Source organism: Hathewaya proteolytica DSM 3090, assembly GCF_900142225.1.
GTDB classification, from domain to species: Bacteria; Bacillota; Clostridia; order Clostridiales; family Clostridiaceae; genus Hathewaya; species Hathewaya proteolytica.
Genome location: NZ_FRAD01000008.1, coordinates 55,938 through 81,010, shown reverse-complemented (window position 1 = coordinate 81,010; position 25,073 = coordinate 55,938). Strand labels below are relative to the sequence as shown.

At 31.5% G+C, this 25,073-nt stretch carries 22 protein-coding genes and 1 pseudogene; 7 read left to right on the top strand and 16 right to left on the bottom strand.

From position 1 onward, the window contains the following. Positions 1-37: 37 nt before the first annotated feature. Entirely contained in the window at positions 38-1,273 is a 1,236-nt protein-coding gene (locus BUA73_RS05630) for a S8 family serine peptidase (protein ID WP_072903171.1), read from the top strand. A gap of 94 nt (positions 1,274-1,367) precedes the next feature. Here BUA73_RS05630 and BUA73_RS05625 read toward each other — a convergent pair whose 3' ends face one another. Further along, positions 1,368-2,753, bottom strand: a complete 1,386-nt coding sequence (locus tag BUA73_RS05625; RefSeq protein WP_072903170.1) for a hypothetical protein — start codon at positions 2,751-2,753, stop codon at positions 1,368-1,370. Between the two features lie 406 nt (positions 2,754-3,159). Between BUA73_RS05625 and BUA73_RS14335 the strand changes: the two genes are divergently transcribed. Together BUA73_RS14335 and BUA73_RS14330 are read left to right on the top strand one after the other, a co-directional pair. Further along, a complete protein-coding gene (locus BUA73_RS14335; RefSeq protein WP_072903169.1) occupies positions 3,160-5,199 on the top strand; it encodes an IS4 family transposase in 2,040 nt (679 codons plus the stop codon). A 53-nt stretch (positions 5,200-5,252) separates the two neighbouring features. Then, positions 5,253-5,621: a hypothetical protein gene (locus tag BUA73_RS14330; RefSeq protein WP_242942335.1), complete on the top strand. Its 369-nt coding sequence runs from the start codon at positions 5,253-5,255 to the stop codon at positions 5,619-5,621. A gap of 84 nt (positions 5,622-5,705) precedes the next feature. Here the strand turns inward: BUA73_RS14330 and BUA73_RS05610 are convergent, their stop codons facing one another. Next, on the bottom strand, positions 5,706-6,047 hold the full coding sequence (locus BUA73_RS05610; RefSeq protein ID WP_072903167.1) for a hypothetical protein: 342 nt from the start codon (positions 6,045-6,047) through the stop codon (positions 5,706-5,708). 130 nt (positions 6,048-6,177) lie between these two features. Beyond that, positions 6,178-6,654, bottom strand: a pseudogene (locus BUA73_RS05605) (CinA family protein); the annotation flags it as partial. A 127-nt stretch (positions 6,655-6,781) separates the two neighbouring features. On the opposite strand from BUA73_RS05605, the gene wecB reads away from it, so the two are divergent. After that, positions 6,782-7,942: a non-hydrolyzing UDP-N-acetylglucosamine 2-epimerase gene (wecB, locus tag BUA73_RS05600; protein ID WP_072903165.1), complete on the top strand. Its 1,161-nt coding sequence runs from the start codon at positions 6,782-6,784 to the stop codon at positions 7,940-7,942. Between the two features lie 300 nt (positions 7,943-8,242). After that, entirely contained in the window at positions 8,243-8,746 is a 504-nt protein-coding gene (locus tag BUA73_RS05595) for a GNAT family N-acetyltransferase (protein ID WP_072903164.1), read from the top strand. Positions 8,747-8,886: 140 nt separating this feature from the next. On the opposite strand, the gene BUA73_RS05590 is transcribed toward BUA73_RS05595, so the two are convergent. Genes BUA73_RS05590 through BUA73_RS05560 form a run of 7 tightly spaced genes read right to left on the bottom strand, consistent with a single transcriptional unit; the run spans position 8,887 to position 15,034 of the window. Then, positions 8,887-9,939 (bottom strand): hypothetical protein, encoded by a 1,053-nt coding sequence (locus BUA73_RS05590; RefSeq protein ID WP_072903163.1) that lies wholly within the window; start codon positions 9,937-9,939, stop codon positions 8,887-8,889. A gap of 27 nt (positions 9,940-9,966) precedes the next feature. Beyond that, the gene (locus BUA73_RS05585) at positions 9,967-10,920 is read right to left on the bottom strand and encodes a hypothetical protein (RefSeq protein ID WP_072903162.1); all 954 of its coding nucleotides are present in this window, start codon (positions 10,918-10,920) and stop codon (positions 9,967-9,969) included. Next, on the bottom strand, positions 10,920-11,717 hold the full coding sequence (locus tag BUA73_RS05580) for a carbohydrate ABC transporter permease (protein ID WP_072903161.1): 798 nt from the start codon (positions 11,715-11,717) through the stop codon (positions 10,920-10,922). Before BUA73_RS05580 ends, BUA73_RS05585 begins: the two co-directional genes overlap by 1 nt. Before the next feature lie 12 nt (positions 11,718-11,729). Next, a complete protein-coding gene (locus BUA73_RS05575; protein ID WP_072903160.1) occupies positions 11,730-12,506 on the bottom strand; it encodes an ABC transporter permease subunit in 777 nt (258 codons plus the stop codon). Next, positions 12,503-13,630 (bottom strand): ABC transporter ATP-binding protein, encoded by a 1,128-nt coding sequence (locus BUA73_RS05570; protein ID WP_072903159.1) that lies wholly within the window; start codon positions 13,628-13,630, stop codon positions 12,503-12,505. Before BUA73_RS05570 ends, BUA73_RS05575 begins: the two co-directional genes overlap by 4 nt. A gap of 31 nt (positions 13,631-13,661) precedes the next feature. Further along, positions 13,662-14,363, bottom strand: coding sequence for a hypothetical protein (locus BUA73_RS05565; RefSeq protein ID WP_072903158.1), 702 nt, complete (start codon positions 14,361-14,363; stop codon positions 13,662-13,664). After that, a complete protein-coding gene (locus BUA73_RS05560; protein WP_072903157.1) occupies positions 14,315-15,034 on the bottom strand; it encodes a hypothetical protein in 720 nt (239 codons plus the stop codon). Before BUA73_RS05560 ends, BUA73_RS05565 begins: the two co-directional genes overlap by 49 nt. A 280-nt stretch (positions 15,035-15,314) precedes the next feature. On the opposite strand from BUA73_RS05560, the gene BUA73_RS05555 reads away from it, so the two are divergent. Then, positions 15,315-16,280, top strand: coding sequence for a YARHG domain-containing protein (locus BUA73_RS05555; protein WP_072903156.1), 966 nt, complete (start codon positions 15,315-15,317; stop codon positions 16,278-16,280). 15 nt (positions 16,281-16,295) lie between these two features. Continuing rightward, the gene (locus tag BUA73_RS05550) at positions 16,296-16,838 is read left to right on the top strand and encodes a hypothetical protein (RefSeq protein WP_072903155.1); all 543 of its coding nucleotides are present in this window, start codon (positions 16,296-16,298) and stop codon (positions 16,836-16,838) included. Positions 16,839-16,900: 62 nt separating this feature from the next. Here BUA73_RS05550 and BUA73_RS05545 read toward each other — a convergent pair whose 3' ends face one another. The 6 genes from BUA73_RS05545 to BUA73_RS05520 form a co-directional block, all read right to left on the bottom strand. Next, complete coding sequence (locus BUA73_RS05545; protein WP_072903154.1) at positions 16,901-18,523, bottom strand: ATP-binding cassette domain-containing protein; 1,623 nt, start codon at positions 18,521-18,523, stop codon at positions 16,901-16,903. Continuing rightward, positions 18,524-20,152: an ATP-binding cassette domain-containing protein gene (locus BUA73_RS05540; protein WP_072903153.1), complete on the bottom strand. Its 1,629-nt coding sequence runs from the start codon at positions 20,150-20,152 to the stop codon at positions 18,524-18,526. 97 nt (positions 20,153-20,249) lie between these two features. Continuing rightward, complete coding sequence (locus BUA73_RS05535; protein WP_072903152.1) at positions 20,250-21,221, bottom strand: ornithine cyclodeaminase family protein; 972 nt, start codon at positions 21,219-21,221, stop codon at positions 20,250-20,252. Between the two features lie 17 nt (positions 21,222-21,238). After that, entirely contained in the window at positions 21,239-22,552 is a 1,314-nt protein-coding gene (locus BUA73_RS05530) for an EAL domain-containing protein (RefSeq protein ID WP_072903151.1), read from the bottom strand. A gap of 4 nt (positions 22,553-22,556) precedes the next feature. Then, on the bottom strand, positions 22,557-24,341 hold the full coding sequence (locus BUA73_RS05525) for a DUF342 domain-containing protein (protein WP_072903150.1): 1,785 nt from the start codon (positions 24,339-24,341) through the stop codon (positions 22,557-22,559). A 153-nt stretch (positions 24,342-24,494) separates the two neighbouring features. Next, positions 24,495-25,061, bottom strand: a complete 567-nt coding sequence (locus BUA73_RS05520; RefSeq protein WP_072903149.1) for a hypothetical protein — start codon at positions 25,059-25,061, stop codon at positions 24,495-24,497. Positions 25,062-25,073 lie beyond the last annotated feature (12 nt).

Sequence of the window (25,073 nt, the reverse complement as noted above, 5' to 3'; positions counted from 1 at the left end):
ATAAAATAATGTAGGCACTGATTAATGGAGGTTTCCTGTGTTTAATTTAAAAAATAAAATTAGTCCCAACTTGCAAATTTGTATGAAAAATTGCATCTACGGTAAGTATAGAGTTCTTATAAAATGTACATCACTGCTTGAAAATATGGCAAAAAAAATTCAGCGCTCAAAGAATGAAGTGCTCCATATTATTAATGATATTAATTGTATTTGTGCTATAGTTAGTCCTAGATATATTGAAAGACTCACAGAGTACCCCGAAGTTTCTTATATCACACTAGATTCATATGCCATGTCACTGCCATTGACAAAAGAATCAGTTTCTTTGGAAGAACAAAACATATATATCAGACCTTTAAATGTAAAAAATGACTTTTCCCTCAATGGCAAGGGAATCACCGTGGCATTTGTCAGCACGGGAATTTACCCCAACAAGGATTTGACAAGCCCTGAATATAGAATCATTAAATCTGTGGATCTTATAAATAAATATACCTACACTTACGATGACAATGGTATGGGAACATATTTAAGTGGGATTATAGGTGGCAACGGCATTAGCTCTAACAGCCTCATACGTGGAATTGCCCCAAGGTGTAACCTGTATTCTGTGAAAGCTTTCGATTCTAATGGCAAAGGCTTTATAGGTGATATTTTATATGGAATTCAACTGGTACTTAATCATGCATTGGAATACAAAATCAAGGTTCTTCTCCTTCCCTTTGAAGAACTAAGCTTTGACAACTTTCTCTTAGATCTTTTTCAAGAACTATTTGATAAAATTGTAGCAGCAGGAGTAACAATTATTGCTCCAGCAGGTAGCAATAGAAACACTTGTAATCCGATTTTAGGTATGGCTTCTCTGAAAAATATAATCACAGTAGGCGGACTTTCTAGCCTTCACCCACCTAAATTACATGAGTTTTCCTCTATAGGTGTTTGTAGAAAGAAAAACAAGCCTGATTTTCTAGGTCCTTGCAATAATATGTACACTTTAAATCTAAATAGAAATTTCATACCTGAAAGAGAAGGCAAAGCCACATACCCCTCATATCTGCACGAAAATTATTGCAAAATATGCTGTGTCTCCACAGCCTGTGCATATTATGGCGGTATATGCGCTCTACTTTGCGAATATTGTAGCGAATTTGCCCAAAAAGACATCTTGTCCCTTATGAAACTTGCCTCTACACAATTAGAATTTGAAGAAGGCAGCATTAAATATCCCATAGTATATATAAAGGATTTAATTTTGCCAAAACTTAAAAACTAGATTTTCCATCACTGCCATTGCCAAAAGAGCCACATATAAAAAACAGATGTATGCCAACTCACGCATACACCTGTTTTTTATAAGATTTAAAATTCTATACCCCATATTCTAACCTGAGCTCATTTAGGAATTTTTCTAATTCTTTATCCAAATCAAGATCATTATTTTTAATCTTTTCACCTGCTAGCCTGTACAATCTAGATGTTATTCTGAACCTACAATCATCGCTCACTACTTTATTTATCTCTTTTTCAATTTCTTTTTGTGTTTGTTTTGAAGGTCCTTCTAAAATATTTTTGTATACAGATTCCTGGATTTTTCTCATACCACCTTTGGTACCATTGGTATATCCTCTTTGTTCCATAATCTCTTCCGTAAAATATTTTTTACTACCTATATATTTTCCATTAGCATCATATCCAATGTCCTTATATAATTCTTTGTACTTAAAAGTAGGATACAAAAAATTATACATTTTACCATCCATCAAAGCCTCCTCACTTATCAAATAATTTACAAGGTCATAGGCTTTATTATTAGTGACTTTTTCACTCATATATATACAATATTTACTACTTCTAATATTATATGAAGGAACATATTTTTCAAAATCAATATCTAATGTAATATGGTTATTAGTGTTCCATATATCGGTGAAATTTACCATCTCATATTCATCAAAATTTTTTCCCGTTTTTCCGTCTTTTATATTTCTCGTATCCCAATCAGCCCAAACAACCTTATTTTTAATTTGATTTTTGTACTTATTAATAAATTTAATTATAATTCCCTTGTACAATTTTTTATATGATTCCTTATCATAATTTTTTTTGCCAATATCCGTGTATGAAGGTTCACTACACCTTATAAGTGTTTTTAAATACTCTTCTGGAAATATATCTACAATGCCCAAATCGCTAAAATCTTCCTCTATACTCAGCGAAGCCCCTTCTTCAATAAGAGACAATATAATTTCATAGTACTCACTGTCATTTATAAACTCATTATTATACTTTAAATTATATATATCCAACAACTCTCTGTTAATTAATCTAATCTTTAAATTTATATCCAACGGTATATATCTAAACCCTTTAAAAGACTCATTTATATTAGAATAGTTTGGAATTTTTGAGTAGTCTGCATGTTGTTTAGGGCACTGTTCCATCTCCATCATATCTCCAATACAAATACTGTTTCCCTTGGATATGCTAAGATTTCTCTTTAACACATAATCATTCTTTGACATATCTTTTGAACTATAACTACACATTTCATATGGGATATTATTATTATTGCAATAATTTCTAGCTTTACTTATAAGTTCTAATGTATACTCAGATTTTCCAGTTTCAATTTCATCCTTATAACTCCAAATTTGGACTTTATCCTTTGAATTATTAATATCAGATTTCCCACACCCAACGATAGTTAAAACATATACTAGTAACACCATAACTGCTATTATTTTCTTTTTCATATTCTCATCCCCCGTTTTAAATTCGTTAGTGTAAAGCTTTTTACATTATATTTTTTACTTTTTCTTTATATATCAAGGGTTACAAAGTTTTTTAAACAAAAAAACAATGCCCCCCTTTTTCTTTTATAATTAAATTGTCAAAAACAAAAAACAACAGAAAGAAAATGTCATTGTTATAAATTCAATTATAACTTATTTGCTGTCATATATTTAATATAAAATAAATTTATTAAACAATTAGTTTTATTACTAACTCAACTTTCCCCCCAGCATAACCGGCGAGAATGCTTGATTTTCCAAGCAAATTTATTGTTTTTATTGGTTCATTGACATTAAAATAGCACCAATTCTTTGGTATAATAAGATTACCACAACCATTAAAATACAAAGAAAAGGTGCTAATCTTATGATAAATCAAATGAACCAAAATGACCATACCCCAAATAAATTTTCTGATGCAATAAGAGAACTACAAATCGGAAAACTGATGCGTAAATCCAACATTACTAAATCTTGCGGAATTTCTGCTTATGATGTATTACAGTTTTTACTTCTGTTAGTCTTTCAAGGAAAGAATCTTTTTCGTTTCCTGAATTCTAAACATAAAGATCAGGCTGTTTCAAAGAATACGTACTATCGTTTTTGGAATGAAACGTCCTATAACTGGAGCAAGTTTCTTTTGCTCCTAGCAACTAAGGTTGCAACAGTATTTGATGCACTTATCAGACCAGAAAGAGTAAAAGTCCTTATTTGGGATGATTCTGTAATCAAACCTAATCGTATCAAATCAGTTGAATTGCTTGCTCGCGTATTTGACCATGTTGAACACAAATATCAAAAGGGATTTACACTTCTTACACTTGGGTGGTCTGATGGGTATAGCTTTATCCCCACCGGGTTCAACATGCTTTCTTCTGCTAATGAGAGTAATCGTTATAATGAAATTTCTAATCAAATTGATCATCGTACAAATGGTTACAAATTTCGTAAAGAAAGCATGATGCACAAAACAGACGCTGCTGTCCTTTTGGTTAAAGATGCTTTAAATGCTGGCATCAAAGCTGATTATGTCCTTATGGATACATGGTTTACTACAGAACCAATGATAAAGGAAGTCCTTGCCACAGGCATTGATGTTATTGGAATGGTGAAGCAATTAAAACAACGTTACGCCTACAACGGAAAGCAATACACACTTCCTGAATTAAAGAAATTTGTATGCTTTGATGAAGGCGCCAGAAATATCTTCGGCTCATTGGTGGTTACGACCAAAACAGGAATACCTGTAAAGATTGTATTTGTACGAAATCACAACAAGAAAAGTGAATGCTTATATATCTTAAGCACGAACTGCTCACTTGCAGATGAAGAAATCGTACGTATTTATGGAAACAGATGGTCTATCGAATGTTTCTTTAAATCTTCTAAATCTTTCATGAAGTTAGGCACTGAATTTCAGAGCCATAATTATGGTGCAATGGTAAGCCATACAGTCATTGTATTTACCAGATATATCATTCTAGCATGGATTCGTCGAAACGAAAATGACCAGAAGACGTATGGCGAATTATTTTTCATGTTCTGTGAAGATATACAGGATATGGAGTTATCTAATTCATTGCAAAGCCTGATGGATTTGTTTGTGAAACATATTTCAACATTGTCAGCAGATATCACATCTCTGATTAAAAGTAAAGTTACTGAATGGATGCTATCTCAAGCCCCATTTATTCAGGCTTTGTTGCGAAATATTTGCTGGGAAAGTTTAGTTACTAAATATATTCCTCTTAGGCAATGGGCTTTTGAGGATTCGCATAGTCCAGAATATCAAAAGTTCAAAGTAGATAAACTGCCTAAGATCTTTAATCCAAAACCCGTTGATTATCGATTGCTTTTAGCTTATTACACACATAAATACATAAAAACTGTTAAGACAGTAAATCGTAGGTCTGAAGGTTCAAAAGTTAATGAATCTACAGTACGCCCTCGTTGTGGTGCTCCGCATAAATACATTTACAAAAATAATAGTTCTAAAGGTCAATATCAGTGCAAAGTATGTGGGGAGTTATTTAACGAAACAAATGTCTATAGTAACCCCCTTACTTTGCGTTGTCCTTATTGTGGACATATTTTAACACCTAAGAAAGACCGTAAGCACTTTAGAATACATAAATGTGTTAATTCTAAGTGTTCCTACTACCGCAAGAACTTAGAGAAATTGCCTAAGGACTTAAGTTATTCTGATAAACATAAGTACAAACTTCACTACATCTATCGTGAATTTACCATAGATTTCTTTAAGACGGATTTACACGGGCTTCCTTCTAGAGCAATTAACTTTAAGTATCAGAAGTTCAATGCTCATATTATGGAACTTGCCTTACTTATCACGTTAATCTTAAACTATCTACTAGACAGTGCATGCCTTACAAGAATTCTATCTTAGGCTATCAAGTACGGATTGCCCGTTCTGTAGGTCCATGTATATTAGCTATGATTATGGCTTTTGAGAAGTTTAAAAGCTTTCCTCATAAAGTATTAAAATTCATTGCAGACGGTTATAGTTCCTATCCGCTTACAAGACAGCAGTGCAAACTAGTGAATGGTTGGGACTTTGATGTTACTCAGGTTATAGGACTCACCAATGATGATGATATATCCACTGAATTTCGTTGGATTAAGCAAGTAATAGAACTGCTTAACCGCACCTTCAAATCTTATTATAGCAACACCTGCAGTTATGGAAGCGAAGATGGTGAACTTTATGGAGTTTCTCTTTGGGTTGCCTCTTATAACTTTCTACATCCTCATCCATATAACTACTGGAAGCCATTAAATGAGATAAATATTTTAAGTAGTGCTGACTGAAAACTCTACTTAATTTATTTATAAAGTAAATATTTGATATATCTGACCAACTACGTGGATAAATTAATGTGGTAATTAACAATATCAAAATTCTTCTTTAATGTAAATTTTAGTTGTCCATGTTCTTATTGTTTGTTTTCCACAAGCACAGCCCTTTATTTCCTTTCCTTCATATTTTTCATACTTTCTATACAATGTATCATATACACCATTCCCAAGATAAACTTCAAAAGGTTCTTTACCTGAATCTATCAATCGGTATCTCGCATCATAAAATTGTTCTTGAAATTCATGCCCTGATACTTTGTTGTAATATTTACTCCAAAATGGACAACTTTCAGCGGCGTAAGCAATTGTAGGTATAAGTATTGTAGCTACAATCATTGTTATAAAAACCTTACTAATTCTTTTCTTTTTCCCTTTCATTTTCATTTTCCCCCTTAATACTTAATTTTTTGTCTAAATTAAGTATATACTGAATATGTACAATTGTAAATAAATTACCCCATACACTACTTGTTGTTTCGTATTACATTTTTCGACATTATATGACAAATCATTTTTCAGTATTCAATATTATGTTCATCACAAGTTCCAATACTTCCATCACTGCTTCTCTTCTAACTTCCTGACGATTTCCAGTTAAATTTAGCTTTTTGCTATGACATTTGCCATGGAAGCATACAGCTATATATACAAGTCCCACAGGTTGTGTTTTTGTACCACCACTTGGGCCAGCTATACCTGTAGTGGATACTCCAATATCTGCACCTGCTGCCTTTGCTACCCCCTCAGCCATTTCTTCTGCCACTTCACTACTTACCACGGTGTATTTTTCTAGAGTATCTTTTTTTACACCAAGGCGTTTCATTTTTGCTTCCTCGGTATATGTAACGAATCCTTCCTTAAACACGCTAGATATGCCTGGATAATTTATCAGTGTCCCCGCTACATAGCCTCCGGTACACGATTCTGCTGTGGCGATAGTTAAATTTTTACGTATGAGCATTTCTGCTACCTTGTTCTCAAGAGATTCCATATTATATTTCATTTCCTTTCCTATATATCTATACCATTTAATTTTTCATATTACTTTCTTTATTATACTACCTATGATAATATAAAGTTAATATGTATTAATTCCAAGGAAGTGATAATATATGAAACCAATCAAAGCCATGGCTATATTCGGCACAAGACCTGAAGCCATAAAAATGTGTCCTTTAATAAAGGAATTACAGGAAAGAAACGAATTTCAGTGTAAAATATGCGTTACAGCACAACATAGGCAAATGCTAGATCAGGTCCTTGAACTCTTCAAGCTTACACCCGATTATGATTTAAATATCATGAAAAATAAACAGACTCTAACCACTATTACCACCAGTATTTTGGAAGAGCTTGATAAAATATTTGCAGACTACAGACCAGATTTAATTCTTGTCCACGGTGATACAACTACCACCTTTGCATCTGCACTATCAGGATTTTACAACAAAATTACCATAGGTCATGTGGAAGCAGGACTTAGAACCTACAATAAATATTCACCTTTCCCTGAGGAAATAAACCGTGTGCTCACAGGTCATCTTTGCGACCTTCATTTTGCACCTACCATAACCTCCAAAGAAAATCTTTTACGTGAAAACATAAAGGACAATATCTTCATCACGGGTAATACAGTAATTGATGCCATGAAATCCACCGTGGAACAGGATTATGTTTTTGAAAATGAAACGCTAAAAAATATAGATTTTGAAAATAAAAAAGTTCTTATGGTCACAGCTCACAGACGTGAAAACCTAGGTGCGCCATTAGAAAATATCTGTCATGCTCTGAAAAATATAGCGGATGCATATGAAGACGTAGAAGTTGTGTACCTTGTACACCTAAATCCGTTGGTACAAAATACAGCGAAATCTATACTTGGCAATACAAACAATGTCCATCTGCTTCCTCCACTAGATTTAAAGGAAACACATAATCTTATGAATAAATCCTATATGATTTTATCAGATTCCGGTGGTATTCAAGAAGAAGCTCCCCACCTGGGAAAACCAGTTTTAGTCATGAGAGATACTACAGAAAGACCTGAGGCTGTAAAGGCTGGTACCGTGAAGCTTGTTGGCACTGACAAGGAAGAAATTTTCCACACTGCCTCTACTTTGATTACAGACAAAAAGGAATATGACTCCATGTCTAATGCTGTAAATCCTTATGGTGATGGCAATGCTTCTAAGCGAATTGCAGACAGTATATTATATTATTACAAACTTACACTGGAAAAACCAGAAGATTTTTCACCAGAAATAATTAAATAAATTCTATCCAAACACGTAAATTACAACACTAATGTAGCTTGCGTGTTTTTTTGTCATTAAATACAACTTAATTTAATTAAATTCCACTGATTATTTTAAATGGTAATGGTTATTTTAAATGGTATGTATATGGTAATTGAAGAAAAGTATTGAGAAACAGCAGTTTCTTTATTTAAATGCTATTAAATACAATCATACAGTTTTACTAATATTTATGATAATAGTACAATGATTATTAATTGGCATTGAAATAGTAGAATTATTTCCCTTATAATTATAAATGTTTTGGAGGAATTTTAGATGAAAAGCGATATATCTCTGCGACAGGAAGTATATAGGCCTGACGCTTATAAAATAATTGACTGGCTCAGAGACACTGAAGTTACGCAGTATTTAAATGAAGATAGAAATGCTAGCAGAAGCATTGAAAACGCTATAAATACTGTAAACATGCCTATACTTACACACCTTTTTAATAATAATAGTAGTTTTTATATCATTACCAATGAGGATGATTCCATTGGTTTCATAAGATTAGTTCCCAAGGGTTCTGATGCAGAAATAGTTATAGCTATTGGAGAACGTGAGCTTTGGGGACTGGGCCTAGGTAAAGCAGCTATACTAGAAGGTTTAAAGGAAGCATTTTTTACGTGGCGAGTAAATAGCGTCATTGCCAATATTAAATTTGAAAATATAAGATCTCGCCGTGCTTTTAAGAAAGTTGGATTTAAAGAAGTAAAAAAACTAGACAACGAAGTCAAATATATGCTTACCATGAGAGATTTTTTAAAAATTGTAGCATAAGCTTCATGACCAATTCTATGCAAAAAAAACCTTCCTTTTATAATATTTAGGAAGGTTTTTCATTCTTTATGGTGTATATTTTTTACATATACACCATTATACATATTTATATTGTGTATACGTAGTAATCTTTAAATGCTTTATTTTTCATTAGCCGGTTTACTAAATATAAGTTTTAAGAGAGATTTTATACACAAAGTAATGCCCACAATTAATAGAATAATATATATAAAACTTACCTTTACAACATATATATTAAACTCGGAAAAACCAGTTTGTAGCTTATATCGTAGCCTTTTCTCTATTACTTTAAATGTAGCCACTATGTTGCCTATATTCGCAAAGTTTTCATTAAAAGGTAGTTTTATTATGAGAAGTTTTCTCATTAAAATTATGCTGACTCCAAGGATTACACAAAGGATTGCTGTTTGTATTATTACATCAAATTTTCTTTTCTTGATAAAATAGTTATAAATAAACCCTGCAAATGTCATATTTTTCTTACATGATTTATAAAACTCAACGCTTTTTTGTAGGTTTTCTCTAAACTTCTTATATATTAAAATGGCAAGCACAATACAGTCCATTACCATAAATATAAATAATACCTTTTTTACAGTGTTATGTACATCTCCATAAAAAAGACACTGAGAAGTTTTAATATTATTTTTCTCTAAAACGGACTGAATGATATCTTTTTCATAATTCAATGCTGATGAGTCAATTACCATATACAATACTTGATTTTTTATGGAATCCTTCATATCATCTCTATATCTTGTCATAATAAAATTCTTGTTTTCAACAACACAATTTATGTCATAATTTCTACCATCTACTTGGATTATATTATCCAAAGGCACTAGAATGTTCTTTTCCTTCACCGTATCCTCGCCTATTATAGCTTCATTTTCATTTAGATTCATATTTTTTGCCTGAAACTTATTCATATTTAGATATATATTTATATTGCCATCATACGCTTTTAAATTTTTTTCTCCGCTGCTCACATCGTATATGGTAACATAATCTTGCTTTCTCATATCATCACGCATTTCTTCAGTTTCTTTTGTAGAAGAACAATTGTCCATATGAATCTCAACCACGTTTTTGTTAAATTTCGCTACAGTGTGCACATATATGCATAATGTGACCATTACAACAACTGTTATATAAGCAAATACTTTTTTCATGTTTTCTGCCCCTTATATAAATTACTGTTACTTATCTATCTGAACCCTCTGTGATTCTTTCATATCAGGTGTGGGATACATTACAACGCCCTCAGTGCTATTATCCATGACAAATACATCTCCACAATCTATAAATTCATCACACTCATATAACTTCTTACATTCTACTTTTTTGAGAGTATACCCATCACCTAGCACAGACTTGGTTTTATTTACCACATATAAATATCCCTCATTAAGCTTATAAGGATCCTGAATAAATGCAGTCTTAGGCACTGCTGATCTGAACTGTCGACTAGACTTAATTTCAATATCTACATTTCTATTTATAGCCATAATACTTTCCGATTTATTAGCAAATTTAAAAATATCATGTTCTAAATACTGTTCTTTTTTTATGATGCTAATATCAGCGCTTTGCCTATCTATGGTTGCTACCTTTAACTTTTCTTCACTTATTTGACCTTTTTTACTGCTACATTCTATATACAAATCATCATTATTTGCGTAAAAACTATACGTCATGATAATATCCCCTGCTGAAATAAATGGATTTTCATTTATAAAATTTAAATACACCCTGTGCTTTACTGTGCACTCCCCCGTATTCTTTAAAGAAAATTCATTTTTCACGTTTTTTTCTTTGGAAATCAAATCAACAGATACAACATCCTTAGAAAATCCACTACCAGTATTTTTCAACTTCATAAGTAGTTGTCCTTCTTCTAAAATCTCCCCGTTATGCCCCTCCGACTTTTCTACCTCTATGTCCTTAGATGCAACCACATTGAAAGTATACTTTGGTTTTACTTCTCCATTAAGTCTTACAGAACAATCCACTTCATCATTTTGTCTAATATTAGATATCTGTACCTTCATTAACATTTGCTTATTTACTGATAATACAAGGAATCCAAGTATAACTATTATTACTACAAATATTAAAAATATTTTTACGATATTATGCACTACTTTGCTCATTACATTTTTCCCCTCTTCCCCTGACTTATAAAGGATTTAATATTATTTATATTTTTCAATATTAAAAACAGCACTGGAAACATGAATACTATGCTAGCAGCATAGAAAATACTTTTATCCATATCATACAATGTATTTAGATAAATACTAGCCGGCATCTTGGAAACGGAGTCTATGAATATAAGTGGCTGCTCAATAAGATTCCAGTTGTCTATAAATATTACTAAACAAACTGCAAGTATGGCATATTTAGAATTTGGTAACACTACTTTAGTGAAAATCTGAAAGTTTGATGCTCCATCAATTTTTGCCATTTCAATATATTTTTTCGGTATACTATCAAAGTATTGCTTTAAAAAAAATACACCAAGAGTATTAAAAATTCCAGGCAAAATAATGGTTATATAGTTATCAAACAACTTTATATTGTACATTTTTTCTATACTGTTAAACAAAATTACATTGGGGATCAGCGTTATTTGCAATGGCAATAGCATTATAAAAATATAAACAATGAACATACACTTGCTAAATTTCCTACTGTTAAATGCAAAATAATATGCTGTAAAACAAGATACTATAAGTTGCCCTACTATAATACAACCTACAATAATAATGGAATTCAACAAGGTCTTAAATATCTCCACCTTGTCCATGGATATATTAACATACTGCTGGATACTGAAATGCCCTCCACTCCCCGGGTCTAAAAATGAATATAGAATGGTATATAAAATTGGGATAAGGAAAACAACTGCTATGACTATAGCTATAAATTTAATAAAAAGTTTTTTCATATGGTTTCCCTCCTATTTGAATAGTTTCTTTTTTCTGTATTCACCAAGACCAACCACAAGCAATAAAGTAATGAGAATTACCATAAGAAAAATATCCGCCGCTACTATGAGAGTTCCAGGCTCAAATTTTTTTAACTTTATATATAGATAATTCTGCGTTTGAAACATACTTAGATCTGGAATTTCCCCAAAAATAGCGTAAGTATACTTGAAAAGTTTCAAACAGTTATAAATACTTAAAATGGTGGCAAGCACTAATGCTTCTGAATGCATTGGCAGTATCATGCTTCGAATTATTTTAAAAGTAGATGCTCCATCTAGATATGCCGCCTCTTCAATGTTTTTATCCCTATTTTTCAGCGATATGAGTATAGCAAGATATGCATACCCTACGGTAGCCCATACAAAAATTATCCCTACAATAAATATACCATTCAAATGACTAGCAAGGTTTCCATATATTTTTCCCTTGAAAAAACCCGAAACTCCCAGTGCAGGTGTTACAATGGGCAAAATTACTGCAAGCTGAAACCACAATCCAAGCTGACAGTGCTCAGTAAAATATGCCAAAACATAACCCACAATCACTACAATAGGTATAAATATGATCATAAATATTACAGAATTCTTTAGTGACAGCATAAATACCTCATCTCTAAAAAGAGATTCTTCCCCAAATATCAAATTTGCTGTAACATCTCCTTGGGCTATTATAAATGGAATTACAAATAGCAGGAATACACCAGATATACTTAGAAATGCATACCTTAAAAGTTTTGTATTCTTCATAGTATCATATTCCTTTCTGTATCTCTGCTAAATATGTGTATCTTCTCTACATTGCAACATAAGCCATATTTTTCATCATTGCATATCTTGTTAATTGCCACCGTCTTCACTAAAACCGTTATAGCTCCATATTTCATATAAACAAGCTTTTCGTGACCTAGAAGCTCCACAGCCTCTACCTTGCAATCACAAAATTGTATTACATCCTCATTTTTATTCTTTGAACAATCATCCATGATTATGGTGAAATCCTCAGGACGTATACCCAGTATTACTTCCTGATCCTCATATTCCTTTAGCTTTTCTAATATATGTTCCTGCAGCTTACAACAATCTTCATCTTTATTTTCTACATAAATATACCTTATGCTTTCCTTGGTACAAAGTTCTCCTCCTATAAAATTCATCTGAGGTGTTCCAATAAAACCGGCTGTAAATAGATTGCAAGGATGATTGTACAAGTTTTCAGGAGTATCTATCTGTTGTATTTCCCCATCGTTTAAAACAACTATTCTATCACCCATGGTCATAGCTTCCGTTTGGTCATGAGTAACGTATATAAATGTAGTTTTTAATTCCCTATGTAACTTTATAAGTTCTATTCTAGTCTGCATCCTAAGTTTCGCATCAATATTTGATAATGGCTCATCAAATAAAAATACCTCAGGGTCCCTTATGATAGCGCGCCCAAGAGCCACCCTCTGTTTCTGTCCACCCGATAACGTACTGGGTTTTTTGTCTAGTATGTCATCTATTTCCAAGGTTTTAGCAATTTCATTAATTTTTTTATTTATTTCATCCTTTTTATAACGTTTCAACTTTAAAGAAAATGCCATGTTATCATATACGCTTAAGTGAGGATATAATGCAAAATCCTGAAATACCATAGATATATTTCGATCCTTTGGATGTACATTATTCACTACCCTATCTCCTATTTTCAGTTCCCCCGAAGTTATATCCTCAAGACCTGCAATTATCCTAAGTATAGTTGATTTACCACACCCTGACGAACCAACAAGGACAAGAAATTCCTTGTCCTTTATACTAAGATTTAAATTTTCAAGTGCCTTGAAACCATTTGGATATACTTTTGTTATATTATTCAGTTCAACACCCGCCATAATTATTATATCCCCCTGTTTAAAGTTAAGTTTATTTATATTTAAGCTTTAGCTCAGTTACCATATTATTAATTTCACTATCCAAATCCGTTTCGGGATTATCTATTACTTTTTTTGATATATTATATATTGAAGATATAATATAATTATTCACAGGCATATTGAACTGAAAAGAATCATAGTATTGCTTTTTTATATCATTAAATAGACCTGAATATATCTCCTTATACAAAATGTTAAGCTGAGATTTTAAACTTTCATTATAAATCATTCCATCATTATCTTCCTTAGAAGAATTATCAAAAAGGCAATCCCCGTTCTGTCCAAATCCAAGATATTTGTAGATATCATCATATTTCATAGTTGGAAATTTGTTCTCTGCTTCATATATATTAAAATTATTGTTTAAATTAAACACTGTATTCTGTTCCATAAGCAAATTTCCAATATCATATACTTTATTATTTGTCACATTTTTACCTATAAAAAAGCAATAATCCATGCCTGTTGGTTTCAACACAACTTTATATTTGTTAAAGTTAAAATCCTCACAGTACTTTTTAGTACATTGTGAACCATTATTAATATACGTATATATCTCTACATATTTTTTATTCTTGCTTTTATCATCTATATATTGATTGAAATCAGGTTTACAAAATTCAACATAAGTTGTCGTATCCATTAATATTTCATTGTTTTGGCTGATATGTTTTGTGTTTCTTTTATACATTCATTGATCACTCTTTTATATTTTTTAATATTTATATTTTCATCTCTTATTTTAGGCGAACTTGAAAATAAATTTTCTTTCTTTAAATTTAATTTTGTATTTAGAAACCCTCCAACATATCCATTAGTTCTCATTTTATTCACTACATCCAGATATTCATTATATGATATTACGTTTTTATCAAGTTTTGCACTATATTTTCCCAACAATTCTGTGTCTATTGCAAACATTTCAATATTCATATCAAGTGGAATAAACGATAACTTTTCTAAAGTTGTATACAAATTTTTGTAATTGCTTATTTTATTATAATCGCAATGGTTTTCATTAAGTTCATATAGACTAGAACTTTTATCCATAATAATTACATTATCTTTAGATAAATTTACATTCCTTTTTAAAATATAATTTTCATAGGATATCTGTGAGCTCGTATATACATTCATTTTTAAAGGTATTTTGTTTGAATCACAATACGATTTTACCCTATCGATAATAGCTCTCGTATTATATATAACTTCTTTCTCATTATGATCAATCATGTTTTCGACCCCATGCTCATACCACCACAACTGTATTTCTGCTTTTTGGTCATTTTTAACTCCGCACCCCATAATAAATACTGAATTTAAGATTGAAAATATTGCTATTATCTTTTTAAATTTATACATAGTGTCCCCCTATTCCTACAATATTCTAAATATACCTTATCATTATTAATGAATATTGTAAACATTTATTCATATTTTAGTGCTTTTTCATTGAATTTTAGAGGAATCTATCTTGAAACTTAAAGGCACGTTTATTATATTTTAATCTTTAAAACATCGCTAAAACAGCCAATTCATATTGACAAAATTTTCTTGTCAAAATATACTATCATTAAGGTAGGAAAGGATATAAAGTTTTGGTAGTGTAAAAAAGAATCTAAAAGAGAGGTTAATTCATATCATGCAAGGCAATAAAAAAGGAAAGGGTATTATAATATCTGCCACACTATGTTTACTGGTAGTAGGATTATCACTAATGATTTCATATGGAGGAAAGAATAGTGTGGAATCGGATAAAATAAAGTCTACTACTGAACAAAAGAAATCTATTTCTTCTGATATAAATACACCTAAAGAAAATAAACGGGAATCTATTGAAGAAATCATAAAATCACCAGAACAATTGAAGATAAATATGTTAGATCAATCTTCGGGTGATTTCTATATTGGTATGACTCGACAAGAAGCTGTAAATAGATTAAAGCAATTTAAATTCAAGTCATTTACCAACCAAGCGGCACAAGAAGAATTAAATTCTTCCACAGATTATATCGGTATCCACGAGGGAAAAGTAGATTTTTGTATATACTTTCATAATCCAGATAATAGGAATATTGTAACAGGTATAAATGTAAGTCGTATACCATCCTCAAATTTCAACGACGGTACTCCATTGTCTAAAGCACTAGAACTGCTTGGAGACGAATATACACTTTATGAAAACAATATAGAGTTTAGGGAAGATGATGTAGGAGGGTCACCATATACATTAGGGGCTAAACATGAATTTGCAGTAAATGATTACTATGTTCAAATTAATAGCAATAAAGGAATTATATATTCCTTTATAATTTCTAGCATGAAAATAGAAAAAATCATGAATATACATCCTATGGAAATAGATCTTTCACCTGACTTAGAACTTAAAACATCAGACCTTATAAACTGTGATGAAGAATCACTAAATGATATAAAAAATTATTATTATGCTATTCATGGTTATAAATTTAAATCAGAAAGACTATTAAGATATTTCTCTACCCAAAGATGGTATTCTCCTAAATATGATAATGTAGATAAGTTTTTCACGGATACAGATAAAAAAAATATTAAATTAGTTTCAGAACAAATTAAAAAAATTAAATAATAGAGGGTGATATTTATGAGAATAAAAAAGAATTTAATAAAATTAATTAGTATGGTGTTGATATCTATTTTATTTATTGGTTGTAATAATTCCAAAGATAAGATAGATGATAAAAACAATACAAAACCTATAAGTAACACACAATTAAGTAGCACAGATGAAAAAACAGTTACTGATGAATATAACAACTTAGAATCCCAAGAAGACAATCTGCTTAGAAGGCAGTTCGAATCTAAATTCGCAACATTATTACACTATATAGATACGGGCAATACTGAGGAACTAAAAAAGATTGTAACTAAAAATATAACTGTAGAAAAAAACAAGATAATAAATAATCGTGGTTCTAAAAAAGAATTTACTATTCCTGAGGCAAAAATTTATTACCTCCCAAGATGTTATACGTATTATAAAACGCAAAAAAAATTTAATATAGCTTATGAAATGCATGTGTATGGTAATATTGAATTTAGTGATAAGACTGAAGTCTTATATGTTGAATTTATTGATGAAGATGGTACCTGGAAACTAAATGGTATGGAGATCGATATTAATTAGATTTTACTCTACAGTTTTTTGGGTAAAAATAATATACTCAACTTTATAGAAGAAAGGCAGCCCTAGCTGAGCTGCCTTTCTTCTATTACCTTACCATTGTCCATACTTATAATTTTGTCAAATCTCTGGAGGTTTTCATCCAAATTATGTGTTACCATAATAATAGTTTTATCTTCAAGCTCCATTACTGTATCCATAGCCTTTTTATATGTCACCACATCCAAGTCTGAAAACGGTTCGTCCATCAGTATTATATCCTTATCAGCAGTTAGTGCACGCAAAAGAGATGTTATTTGCTTCTCTCCGCCACTAAGGTCACTACAATCTGACTTATGGCATATTTTTTGTAATATGCCGCCATAACTACTTAAGGTGCCTTTTTCTATTTGCTCCTCACCGTAAGACCCAAAAACCGTTACATTATTTTTGAAACTATCACTAAATATATGATCTTTTTGACTTATGCACCCCATAATGCCATCAGTATTACTTTCCTCGATACTATTTCCATCAATTTTAATACAGCCACTATCTAATTTTTCATAACCCATAAGGAGATTTAAAATGGTGGTTTTTCCAGAGCCACTATGACCGATTATGACGTACTTTTTGCCTTTTTCAAATTCTAAATTTATATGGTCCATTTTGAACTGTTCTCGCTGAATGCACACATTTTCAAACTTTATACTATTTTTAAAACATTCTATGCATTTTTTATGATCATTTATACCACAGTTTCTAATCTTATGTGTATTGTAATGTTCCATGGTTTCCATGTACTCTTTTGCGATGCCTTTTCTTGAGTTAATAGAATTTATACTATTTAACGTATCTTGCAGTGGCGATACAAAATACGAGGAATATGTAAATACAGCCAATGCCATACCCGCCGTCATCTGTCCCTTCAATAGTAGTATAACCACAAAGATAAATACAATAAGCTCCACAATCTTTATCCCTGTTACCTCCATGCACATTGAAAATATAACAAAAGTACCCGACTTAATTTTTTGGGATATGGTTTTGTTCACTACATGATTATGTTGTTCTATTATAGCTCTTCGTGTTTTATTGTTTATTAGTTTAATACCTTCTAGATAATCTTTTACTGAAGTTGTATAATTTTCTGTGGCCTTCATAAACAGTTGTCCAAGCTTTTTATTCTTTTTTTCAAATATCTTTGGAATAAAAATTGTGAAAAAAGACAGAGCAAAAATTAATAAGGATATTTTCCAATCTATACAAAGAAACATGATGATGGCATATACAATTACTTTTAAAATAGCTTGTACCATGTTTAAAAATGGCTTTATATATTCATCTACCACCACATCTGTATTATTAGTTTCCATGGATACGTAATCTCCCACTGCTTTTTTCTTAAATTCTTCATAAGAAGTATCCGCTAGGGCATCAAAAAAATCAGTTTGCAACCTACATCTCATGGAGGATGTCCACTTTATATTCATAAGAGATGACATATAAGAAAATATACAACCTAGTATTCCACACGCTGCAAATAATAAAATTATGTTTATAAGCGCACCCCTATTTTGCAATAATGCAATATTGTCCAAAAGAAGCTTTTCACAATTAGGTATAAAGCCTACGCAAATAGCTGCCAATATTCCTAGCATAAGCTCCATAATAATATATTTTTTCACATTTAGAATGTATTTTTTCATTTATATAAGCCCCCCAACCACACTGGCATCTATATTTTGTTTCATAGTACCATTATCCATTAATATTACATGGTCAAAGCGCTGCAAATTTTCATCTAAATTATGAGTTACCATTATAATAGTTTTATTGTGTAAATTCATCACTATATCCATGGCTTTTTTGTATGTCTCTACATCCATGGCAGAAAAAGGTTCGTCCATTAATAATACATCATCTTCACTAGCAATAGCTCTTATCAGCGATAAAAACTGTTTTTCACCACCACTAAGCTCCTTACAACTTTCCTTGTTTTCTATTTTTTCAAGGATATTTCCTTTACACTGAGCCATAACACATCTCATAGATTCTTCCCCATAAGATCCAAACATGGTTGCGTTATCTCTAAAACTAGCATTATATATATGTTCATGCTGATTTATGCAAGTTATACTATAATCTTTAAGAGAGTCTTCCTTACCAAGTCCATTAATTTTTACTATGCCACCATAAGGTTTTTCGTAACCCATTATGACATTTAATATGGTGGATTTTCCAGAACCACTGTGTCCAACAATGGCATACTTTTTTCCCTGTTCAAAAATACAACTTATATCTTCCAGCTTAAAGTTATCGTATTTAACTGATACGTTATCCAATTCTATTGTTGATATAGGCTTTCTATAGTTAACTTGGTACTCTTCATTACTTCCATTTATTCTTGATACATAATTCAAAAATCTATCCTTCACATGCATTACAGAATTAATAGTATTAATATCGTATAGGAAATCTTGTAATGGTTCAGAAAAGCAATGTATATATCCAAAAATAGCTAGAGCTGTTCCAGCAGTAATTCTATCCTTTGTGAGCATAAGTGCTATGATAATAAATACTGCTATTTCCATTACACTAGTTGAAGCTTCATATAGAAATGTGGTAAAAGCCTTAAATATACCAAATTGTTTTATTGCCTGGGAAATATTTCTCGATGATTGTTGGTGCTGTTTTTTAATTTTATTTACCGTCTTACCATCTATGAGTTTGAATCCTTCCAGATAATCTATAAGTTTATTAGTATACTTTCCTTGACACTCCACTTGCTCTTTTCGCAAATTCGCCAATTTCCTTTTGGAAATTACGGGTATAGCACATATACATATAGAAGAAATCAATACGAATAAAGCAATTTTTACATCTATGTAAATACACATAGCCACTGCATAAATCACTACAACAACTATGTTTCTAAACATATCTAATAATGGTTGAGCATAATCTCCTGCCACAATCACAATGTCGGTATTCATCATGGATATATACTCTCCCACATTATGCTCCCTAAACTCCTCAAATTTTAATTGCGATATAGCTTTAAAAAGATCCTTATGCATATAAGATTTCATTCTATTTATACGAAGAATTGTTAAATGTGAAGCAAGGTATGTAAATATACAATACGTTAAAATAAGGATTGCCATAAGCATTATAATATACACGGCAACATTTTTTGATAAACTCTCTTTAGAGGTAAAGTTGTCCACCAGGCATTTTTGTAGATATGGCACTGATGCCAAAGCCATAATGGATGTAATTTCTGAAATAAATTGCAAAATAATATGCCATTTTACATGGCTAAAATATTTTTTCATGGTCTTTTCCCCTTTTATATTTCCTTTACAAAATGTACGATAAAAATGCCTTGGTAAAAACTCTTTTTTAACCCACCAAGGCATTTTATTTATTGCATTACAGTTTCAAATTTGTCCCCATACCTTCTTCTACTGCTCTTTTGTAGATTTTTTCTGCTGTGATTATATCAAATAAAGCCATACCCACAGATTTGAAAAATGTAGTCCCCTTAGAACTTTCCTCAAAAGGAATTTCCCCTGTTACTAGTTTGCCAAAGGTTTTTATATCCACACTGTGGATAAGTCCCTTTTCAATAGGTATGCACAAATCCCCAGACTCCTCCTTGGCAAATTCTATATCCGCATAAACCTTATCCACAACTGTGAATAATTCATCAGGGAATTCTCGAACAAAGGGTTTATATGAACCGATAGCTATAAAGTGCTTTCCTTTTAAAAGCTGTGCATCAGCAGGTATTACAGGTTTTTCAGAGGTAGTAGCCGTAATTATAACTTCTGAAGCTTCTACTAGCTCCCGTATACTATTCATCACATGAATTTCAATGTTTCCAAGCCTTCTTTGAAGCCTTTCCGCAAACTCAAAAGCTTTTTCATCATTTCTGTTAAAAAGGTACACCTTTTTAATATTTCTCACCATGCAAGCATAAACCACTTGGTAAAAACCCTGTACCCCTGTACCAACAAGTCCAAGGGTTCTAATATTTTCCGGTGTAGTGTATTTTACACCGAGCCCACCAATAGCTCCTGTCCTTAGCATAGTTATACTCTTTGCATCCATAATGCATACAGGCTTTCCAGTAACTCCATCATTTAAGACCATTAATCCATCAATAACAGGTAAACCCTTTTCAGCATTTGTCTCGAACCCTGTTAGCATTTTAGTACCGAACAACCCCTTAGCAAAACAAGGCATATACAGAAGAGTCTCTTTTTCACCATGATCCACATGAATTCTTGAAGGCATCTCATAGTCTTTCTTCTCGTACAATTTGTAAGCCTCCTCTACGGAGTCCATAATTTCTTTAAGGCTTAAAGCTGAAATAATTTCCTCTGAATTTAAATATATCATAATAATCTCCTAGACATTTAAAATATAATTTTTTCATATTCTTGCTTTGACATTGGCATACCCATAGCATAGCCCTGAACATAATTACACCCCATGTTTTTAATTTTCTCTAGTTCTATATCTGTTTCAACTTTTGTAATGACAAACTGTGTTTTATTACTATTTATTATTTTAATTATAGATTTTAGAAATACATCCATGGCTCTACTCCTATTTAACATCAAAGCCCTATAATCAAGTTTCAGTGTGTCGTATGGCATATCAAACAGCTTAGATCTTAACTTCCCATTTTCAAAATTGTTTATGCTGATATGGAAACCCTTTTCCTTTAGTTTTTCAAAAATATCTTGCAGGTTTATTTCATCATGAGACAAAGTTACACATTTAATATTTAATTCAATAAGACAAGCTGGTATATCATACTTATCCACAAGTTTAAACATATTCTCCATAAAATCTAATTTATAAAAATTAGTTATAGATATATTCACGGCTAATTGAACTGGAACCACTTCCCGCTTTATCCACTCTTGTATCATGATGCAAGCTTCTTCTAACATTATAATATCTAACTCATCAATATATCCTGAGATCTCAATAAGAGGAATAAACTTTGCTGCATTTAATATGCCGAATTTAGGATGTTTCCACCTTGCTAACAATTCTGAACCCACAATTTTATTGCGCTTAATGTCGTATGTGGGCTGAAAATACGGTATGAATTCCCTTTTCTCCATGGCACTTTCAATGTCTTTTATCAACTCTTCTCTATTTTCAAATTCTGCATCATTATCTCCATACCCTATTTTACATTTTAACATTGTTTTGTCTACTGTGTATTCAAAATTATCTTTATCGCTATCTAAAATACAATATCCTGTGCAATATTCGCCATAGTAGTCATAGCTAGTCTTACCCTTCACTACTTTTATATTAGATAAAACATCTACCATATTGTTTATTCTCTTTTCAACTTTTTCTTTTGTATGTTCTTCCATAAAAATAATAAACCTAGGACTCCCCTTAAGCTTTGCCACACATTCATTTTCTTTTATAAACTTATCTATTTTATCTATAACATGGCCGATATAATTCTCTGCACCATCATCCCCAAATATGTTTCTTATTTGATAAAAGTTATCTAATGAAATGATAACACTAGTGTAATGGTTTTTCATGCTTATGCCATCATAAAATTTTTTGCACTGCTCCATAGTTGAAACAGTTTTATAAATATTGTGTACTTTGTTTTTATGGCTTTTTTTTCTTAGATGTAATATATATAATATCATAATAAAGATTGCGATACTAGATATAATGTGTATTATCATAACTTTACTCCTCCCTCCTAGATTCGATTAATTTAACATCTCCATTCAAGTTATAAACTATACAATCATAATGCACATCGTCATTATAATACCTCATCTTATCGAAGAATATGACTACATTTGAATACATCTCTCTGCTGGCTTTAACACTATTAAATGTCCTTTTTGATAAGACATGCTTTTGAAGATCTTCTACTTCTTTATTTAGATTTTTTATTTCTTTTTCCAATTTCCTTATGGCAATTATAGAACGTAATTTAGCAGTTTGTTTTTCTTTATCATTCAGTTCTATATTATCAACCATATCAGCAGCCTTTTTTAATTTACTTATGGTATCCTCATATCTAGCAATTTGCTTTAAATATCCTGATTGTTCCGACATAATGCTTTCTCTACTTTTCAATATTATCTTTGTAAAAACCCCTGCCTCACTACCAATTTTACCTGCCACTAGACTTCCTGCAGTGACATATTGCCCCCCAATAATCGATGCCCTTTTACCTCTTAAAATTATATCTCCCAAGACATTAATTTTACAATTCAAAATTGTATCTGCCACCACATCTCCCTTAGCATTAATAGTAACATTTTCAAAGAAGTATGAACTTACAGCACCACCTGCAAATATATGGCCCTGCTGCATCATCCCACCATTCATGCCCTTTCGTATAATAATGTTACCACCTGCCCTAAGCGTAGCACCTTCCACGGTACCATCAATTTTTATATCATCTAAACTCGTTACAGAAAAACCTTCACTTACATTTCCACGAATTACTACAGAACCAGCAAAATTTATATTTCCACTGGAAATATCCACATTATCAATTACAAGGAGTTTATTTACACTGACAGTTCCTTTATATTTGTTGTATGTAGCCTCACCATTGCACTCCGCATAAAGAGAAGTCCCTGTTTCATCAAAATATACATTATTGCCCGCAGGATTTTTTACCGGTACTCCGTTTTTTGCCACAAGAATTTTACCTCTTATATCATAGCCATCCTCACCTAAAGTTGCTTGATGAATTTTACATAATAATTCATCCTTTTCTACAGAATTTATTGTACTTATATTTCTATAATCTACAGTTTTATTATCATCTCTTACACTCTTAGTATCCTTATTAAACAAAAGTTCCACTTTTCCATCCGTTCCGTTAACAGCGGGCTTTCCATATGCTATTTTAAAGAAAGTATCGTAAATGGGATTTTCAACTAACCTTTGAATATACTCATATTTGATACCCGTTGTTATATTTTTACTACTTAACACTTCCTTTATATCCTCTACTGTGACTTCTCTCTCATTTCCAATAGGATGTTTTATAGATATTCTAGCTTCCATCAAATCCTTGCCAATGTCAATCTGTATTCTCTCATTTACCGGTCGAATGCTAATATTCTCCCTTGAATTGTTGTCCATAACTTCTATGAATCTCTCAACACTCTCTCCAATATCCCCTCCACCATCCTTGCTACCGTTGTTTTTTCTAGCCTTTGCAAGGCGCTGTTTCAGTTCGTTCACTTTTATCTTATTTACGGTATCTCCTAGAACTTCAAATTGAGATTCTGAATAATTAGGCATTTCTGATTGCGATAATAGTGCCATCTCAAGAATTTCCTGTTCACTCATATTGTTCCATACATCTAGCTCCTCATCAGAAGTTGGCACACCTAGTAATATATCTGTAATACCAATATTGTATTTATCGCTTATCTCAGTGAGCTCATCCTTGTTTAATAATTCCTTTAACTGTTCAATAGTATTGCTATTATTACTTACCACAACGTCACCCCATCCCTTATATTTCTCAATATTATTATATTATCGTAGTTTTCATACAAATTTATAGGTGCTCGTTAACAAAGGTAGAACAAAAGAGTACTCCCTTGCATTTTGCAATTGAATACTCTTTTCTAAGTTTACATATTTAATTTCTTACTCCATTGGTTCTTCCATAAATCTTCTTAACTTCATACCAAGACCTACTAAAAAAGATGGTACTAAACACAATATTAGATTTATATAGTACATATTTTTAAAATTGGTCCATCCCCATAAAAATGCTCTATAAAATATGTCTATATAACTGTAGGACAATCTCCAGAACATACTTGAATTAGCAGCTTCGGCAAGAATTTTACCATCACCTACCATAAATACAATAGTAGAAATAACAAAACCTATTATAGTAACTATGGTTCCTGACAGATAATCAAATTTCTTATTCAATTTGTTATTTAATTTATAACCCATTATAACATAGGGAATAACAAATATAAACGCAGCTAATCTGTATATTATCCAATTAATGTATTTTCTGTCGAAGGCCATGGCCACTAAAACAAATAACAACACAAGAACAATATGCGTAAAAAAAACAATCAAATTATTCTTAGTAAATATATCTAGATTTTCTCGTCTTTCCCTTTGCTTTTCCTTTTGTTCGTTAAGGTTTTTATCTGTCTCTGCTCTTTCAAGCGATTTTCTCATCTGATGATTCATGTCTTACCCCCA

Excerpts from the sequence above, each read along its gene's own strand:
- BUA73_RS05625 (WP_072903170.1), bottom strand. The coding sequence starts at position 2,753 with ATGAAAAAGAAAATAATAGCAGTTATGGTGTTACTAGTATATGTTTTA.
- BUA73_RS14335 (WP_072903169.1), top strand. The coding sequence starts at position 3,160 with ATGATAAATCAAATGAACCAAAATGACCATACCCCAAATAAATTTTCT.
- BUA73_RS14330 (WP_242942335.1), top strand. The coding sequence starts at position 5,253 with ATGGCTTTTGAGAAGTTTAAAAGCTTTCCTCATAAAGTATTAAAATTC.
- BUA73_RS05610 (WP_072903167.1), bottom strand. The coding sequence starts at position 6,047 with ATGAAAGGGAAAAAGAAAAGAATTAGTAAGGTTTTTATAACAATGATT.
- wecB (WP_072903165.1), top strand. The coding sequence starts at position 6,782 with ATGAAACCAATCAAAGCCATGGCTATATTCGGCACAAGACCTGAAGCC.
- BUA73_RS05595 (WP_072903164.1), top strand. The coding sequence starts at position 8,243 with ATGAAAAGCGATATATCTCTGCGACAGGAAGTATATAGGCCTGACGCT.
- BUA73_RS05590 (WP_072903163.1), bottom strand. The coding sequence starts at position 9,939 with ATGAAAAAAGTATTTGCTTATATAACAGTTGTTGTAATGGTCACATTA.
- BUA73_RS05585 (WP_072903162.1), bottom strand. The coding sequence starts at position 10,920 with ATGAGCAAAGTAGTGCATAATATCGTAAAAATATTTTTAATATTTGTA.
- BUA73_RS05580 (WP_072903161.1), bottom strand. The coding sequence starts at position 11,717 with ATGAAAAAACTTTTTATTAAATTTATAGCTATAGTCATAGCAGTTGTT.
- BUA73_RS05575 (WP_072903160.1), bottom strand. The coding sequence starts at position 12,506 with ATGAAGAATACAAAACTTTTAAGGTATGCATTTCTAAGTATATCTGGT.
- BUA73_RS05570 (WP_072903159.1), bottom strand. The coding sequence starts at position 13,630 with ATGGCGGGTGTTGAACTGAATAATATAACAAAAGTATATCCAAATGGT.
- BUA73_RS05565 (WP_072903158.1), bottom strand. The coding sequence starts at position 14,363 with ATGTATAAAAGAAACACAAAACATATCAGCCAAAACAATGAAATATTA.
- BUA73_RS05560 (WP_072903157.1), bottom strand. The coding sequence starts at position 15,034 with ATGTATAAATTTAAAAAGATAATAGCAATATTTTCAATCTTAAATTCA.
- BUA73_RS05555 (WP_072903156.1), top strand. The coding sequence starts at position 15,315 with ATGCAAGGCAATAAAAAAGGAAAGGGTATTATAATATCTGCCACACTA.
- BUA73_RS05550 (WP_072903155.1), top strand. The coding sequence starts at position 16,296 with ATGAGAATAAAAAAGAATTTAATAAAATTAATTAGTATGGTGTTGATA.
- BUA73_RS05545 (WP_072903154.1), bottom strand. The coding sequence starts at position 18,523 with ATGAAAAAATACATTCTAAATGTGAAAAAATATATTATTATGGAGCTT.
- BUA73_RS05540 (WP_072903153.1), bottom strand. The coding sequence starts at position 20,152 with ATGAAAAAATATTTTAGCCATGTAAAATGGCATATTATTTTGCAATTT.
- BUA73_RS05535 (WP_072903152.1), bottom strand. The coding sequence starts at position 21,221 with ATGATATATTTAAATTCAGAGGAAATTATTTCAGCTTTAAGCCTTAAA.
- BUA73_RS05530 (WP_072903151.1), bottom strand. The coding sequence starts at position 22,552 with ATGATAATACACATTATATCTAGTATCGCAATCTTTATTATGATATTA.
- BUA73_RS05520 (WP_072903149.1), bottom strand. The coding sequence starts at position 25,061 with ATGAATCATCAGATGAGAAAATCGCTTGAAAGAGCAGAGACAGATAAA.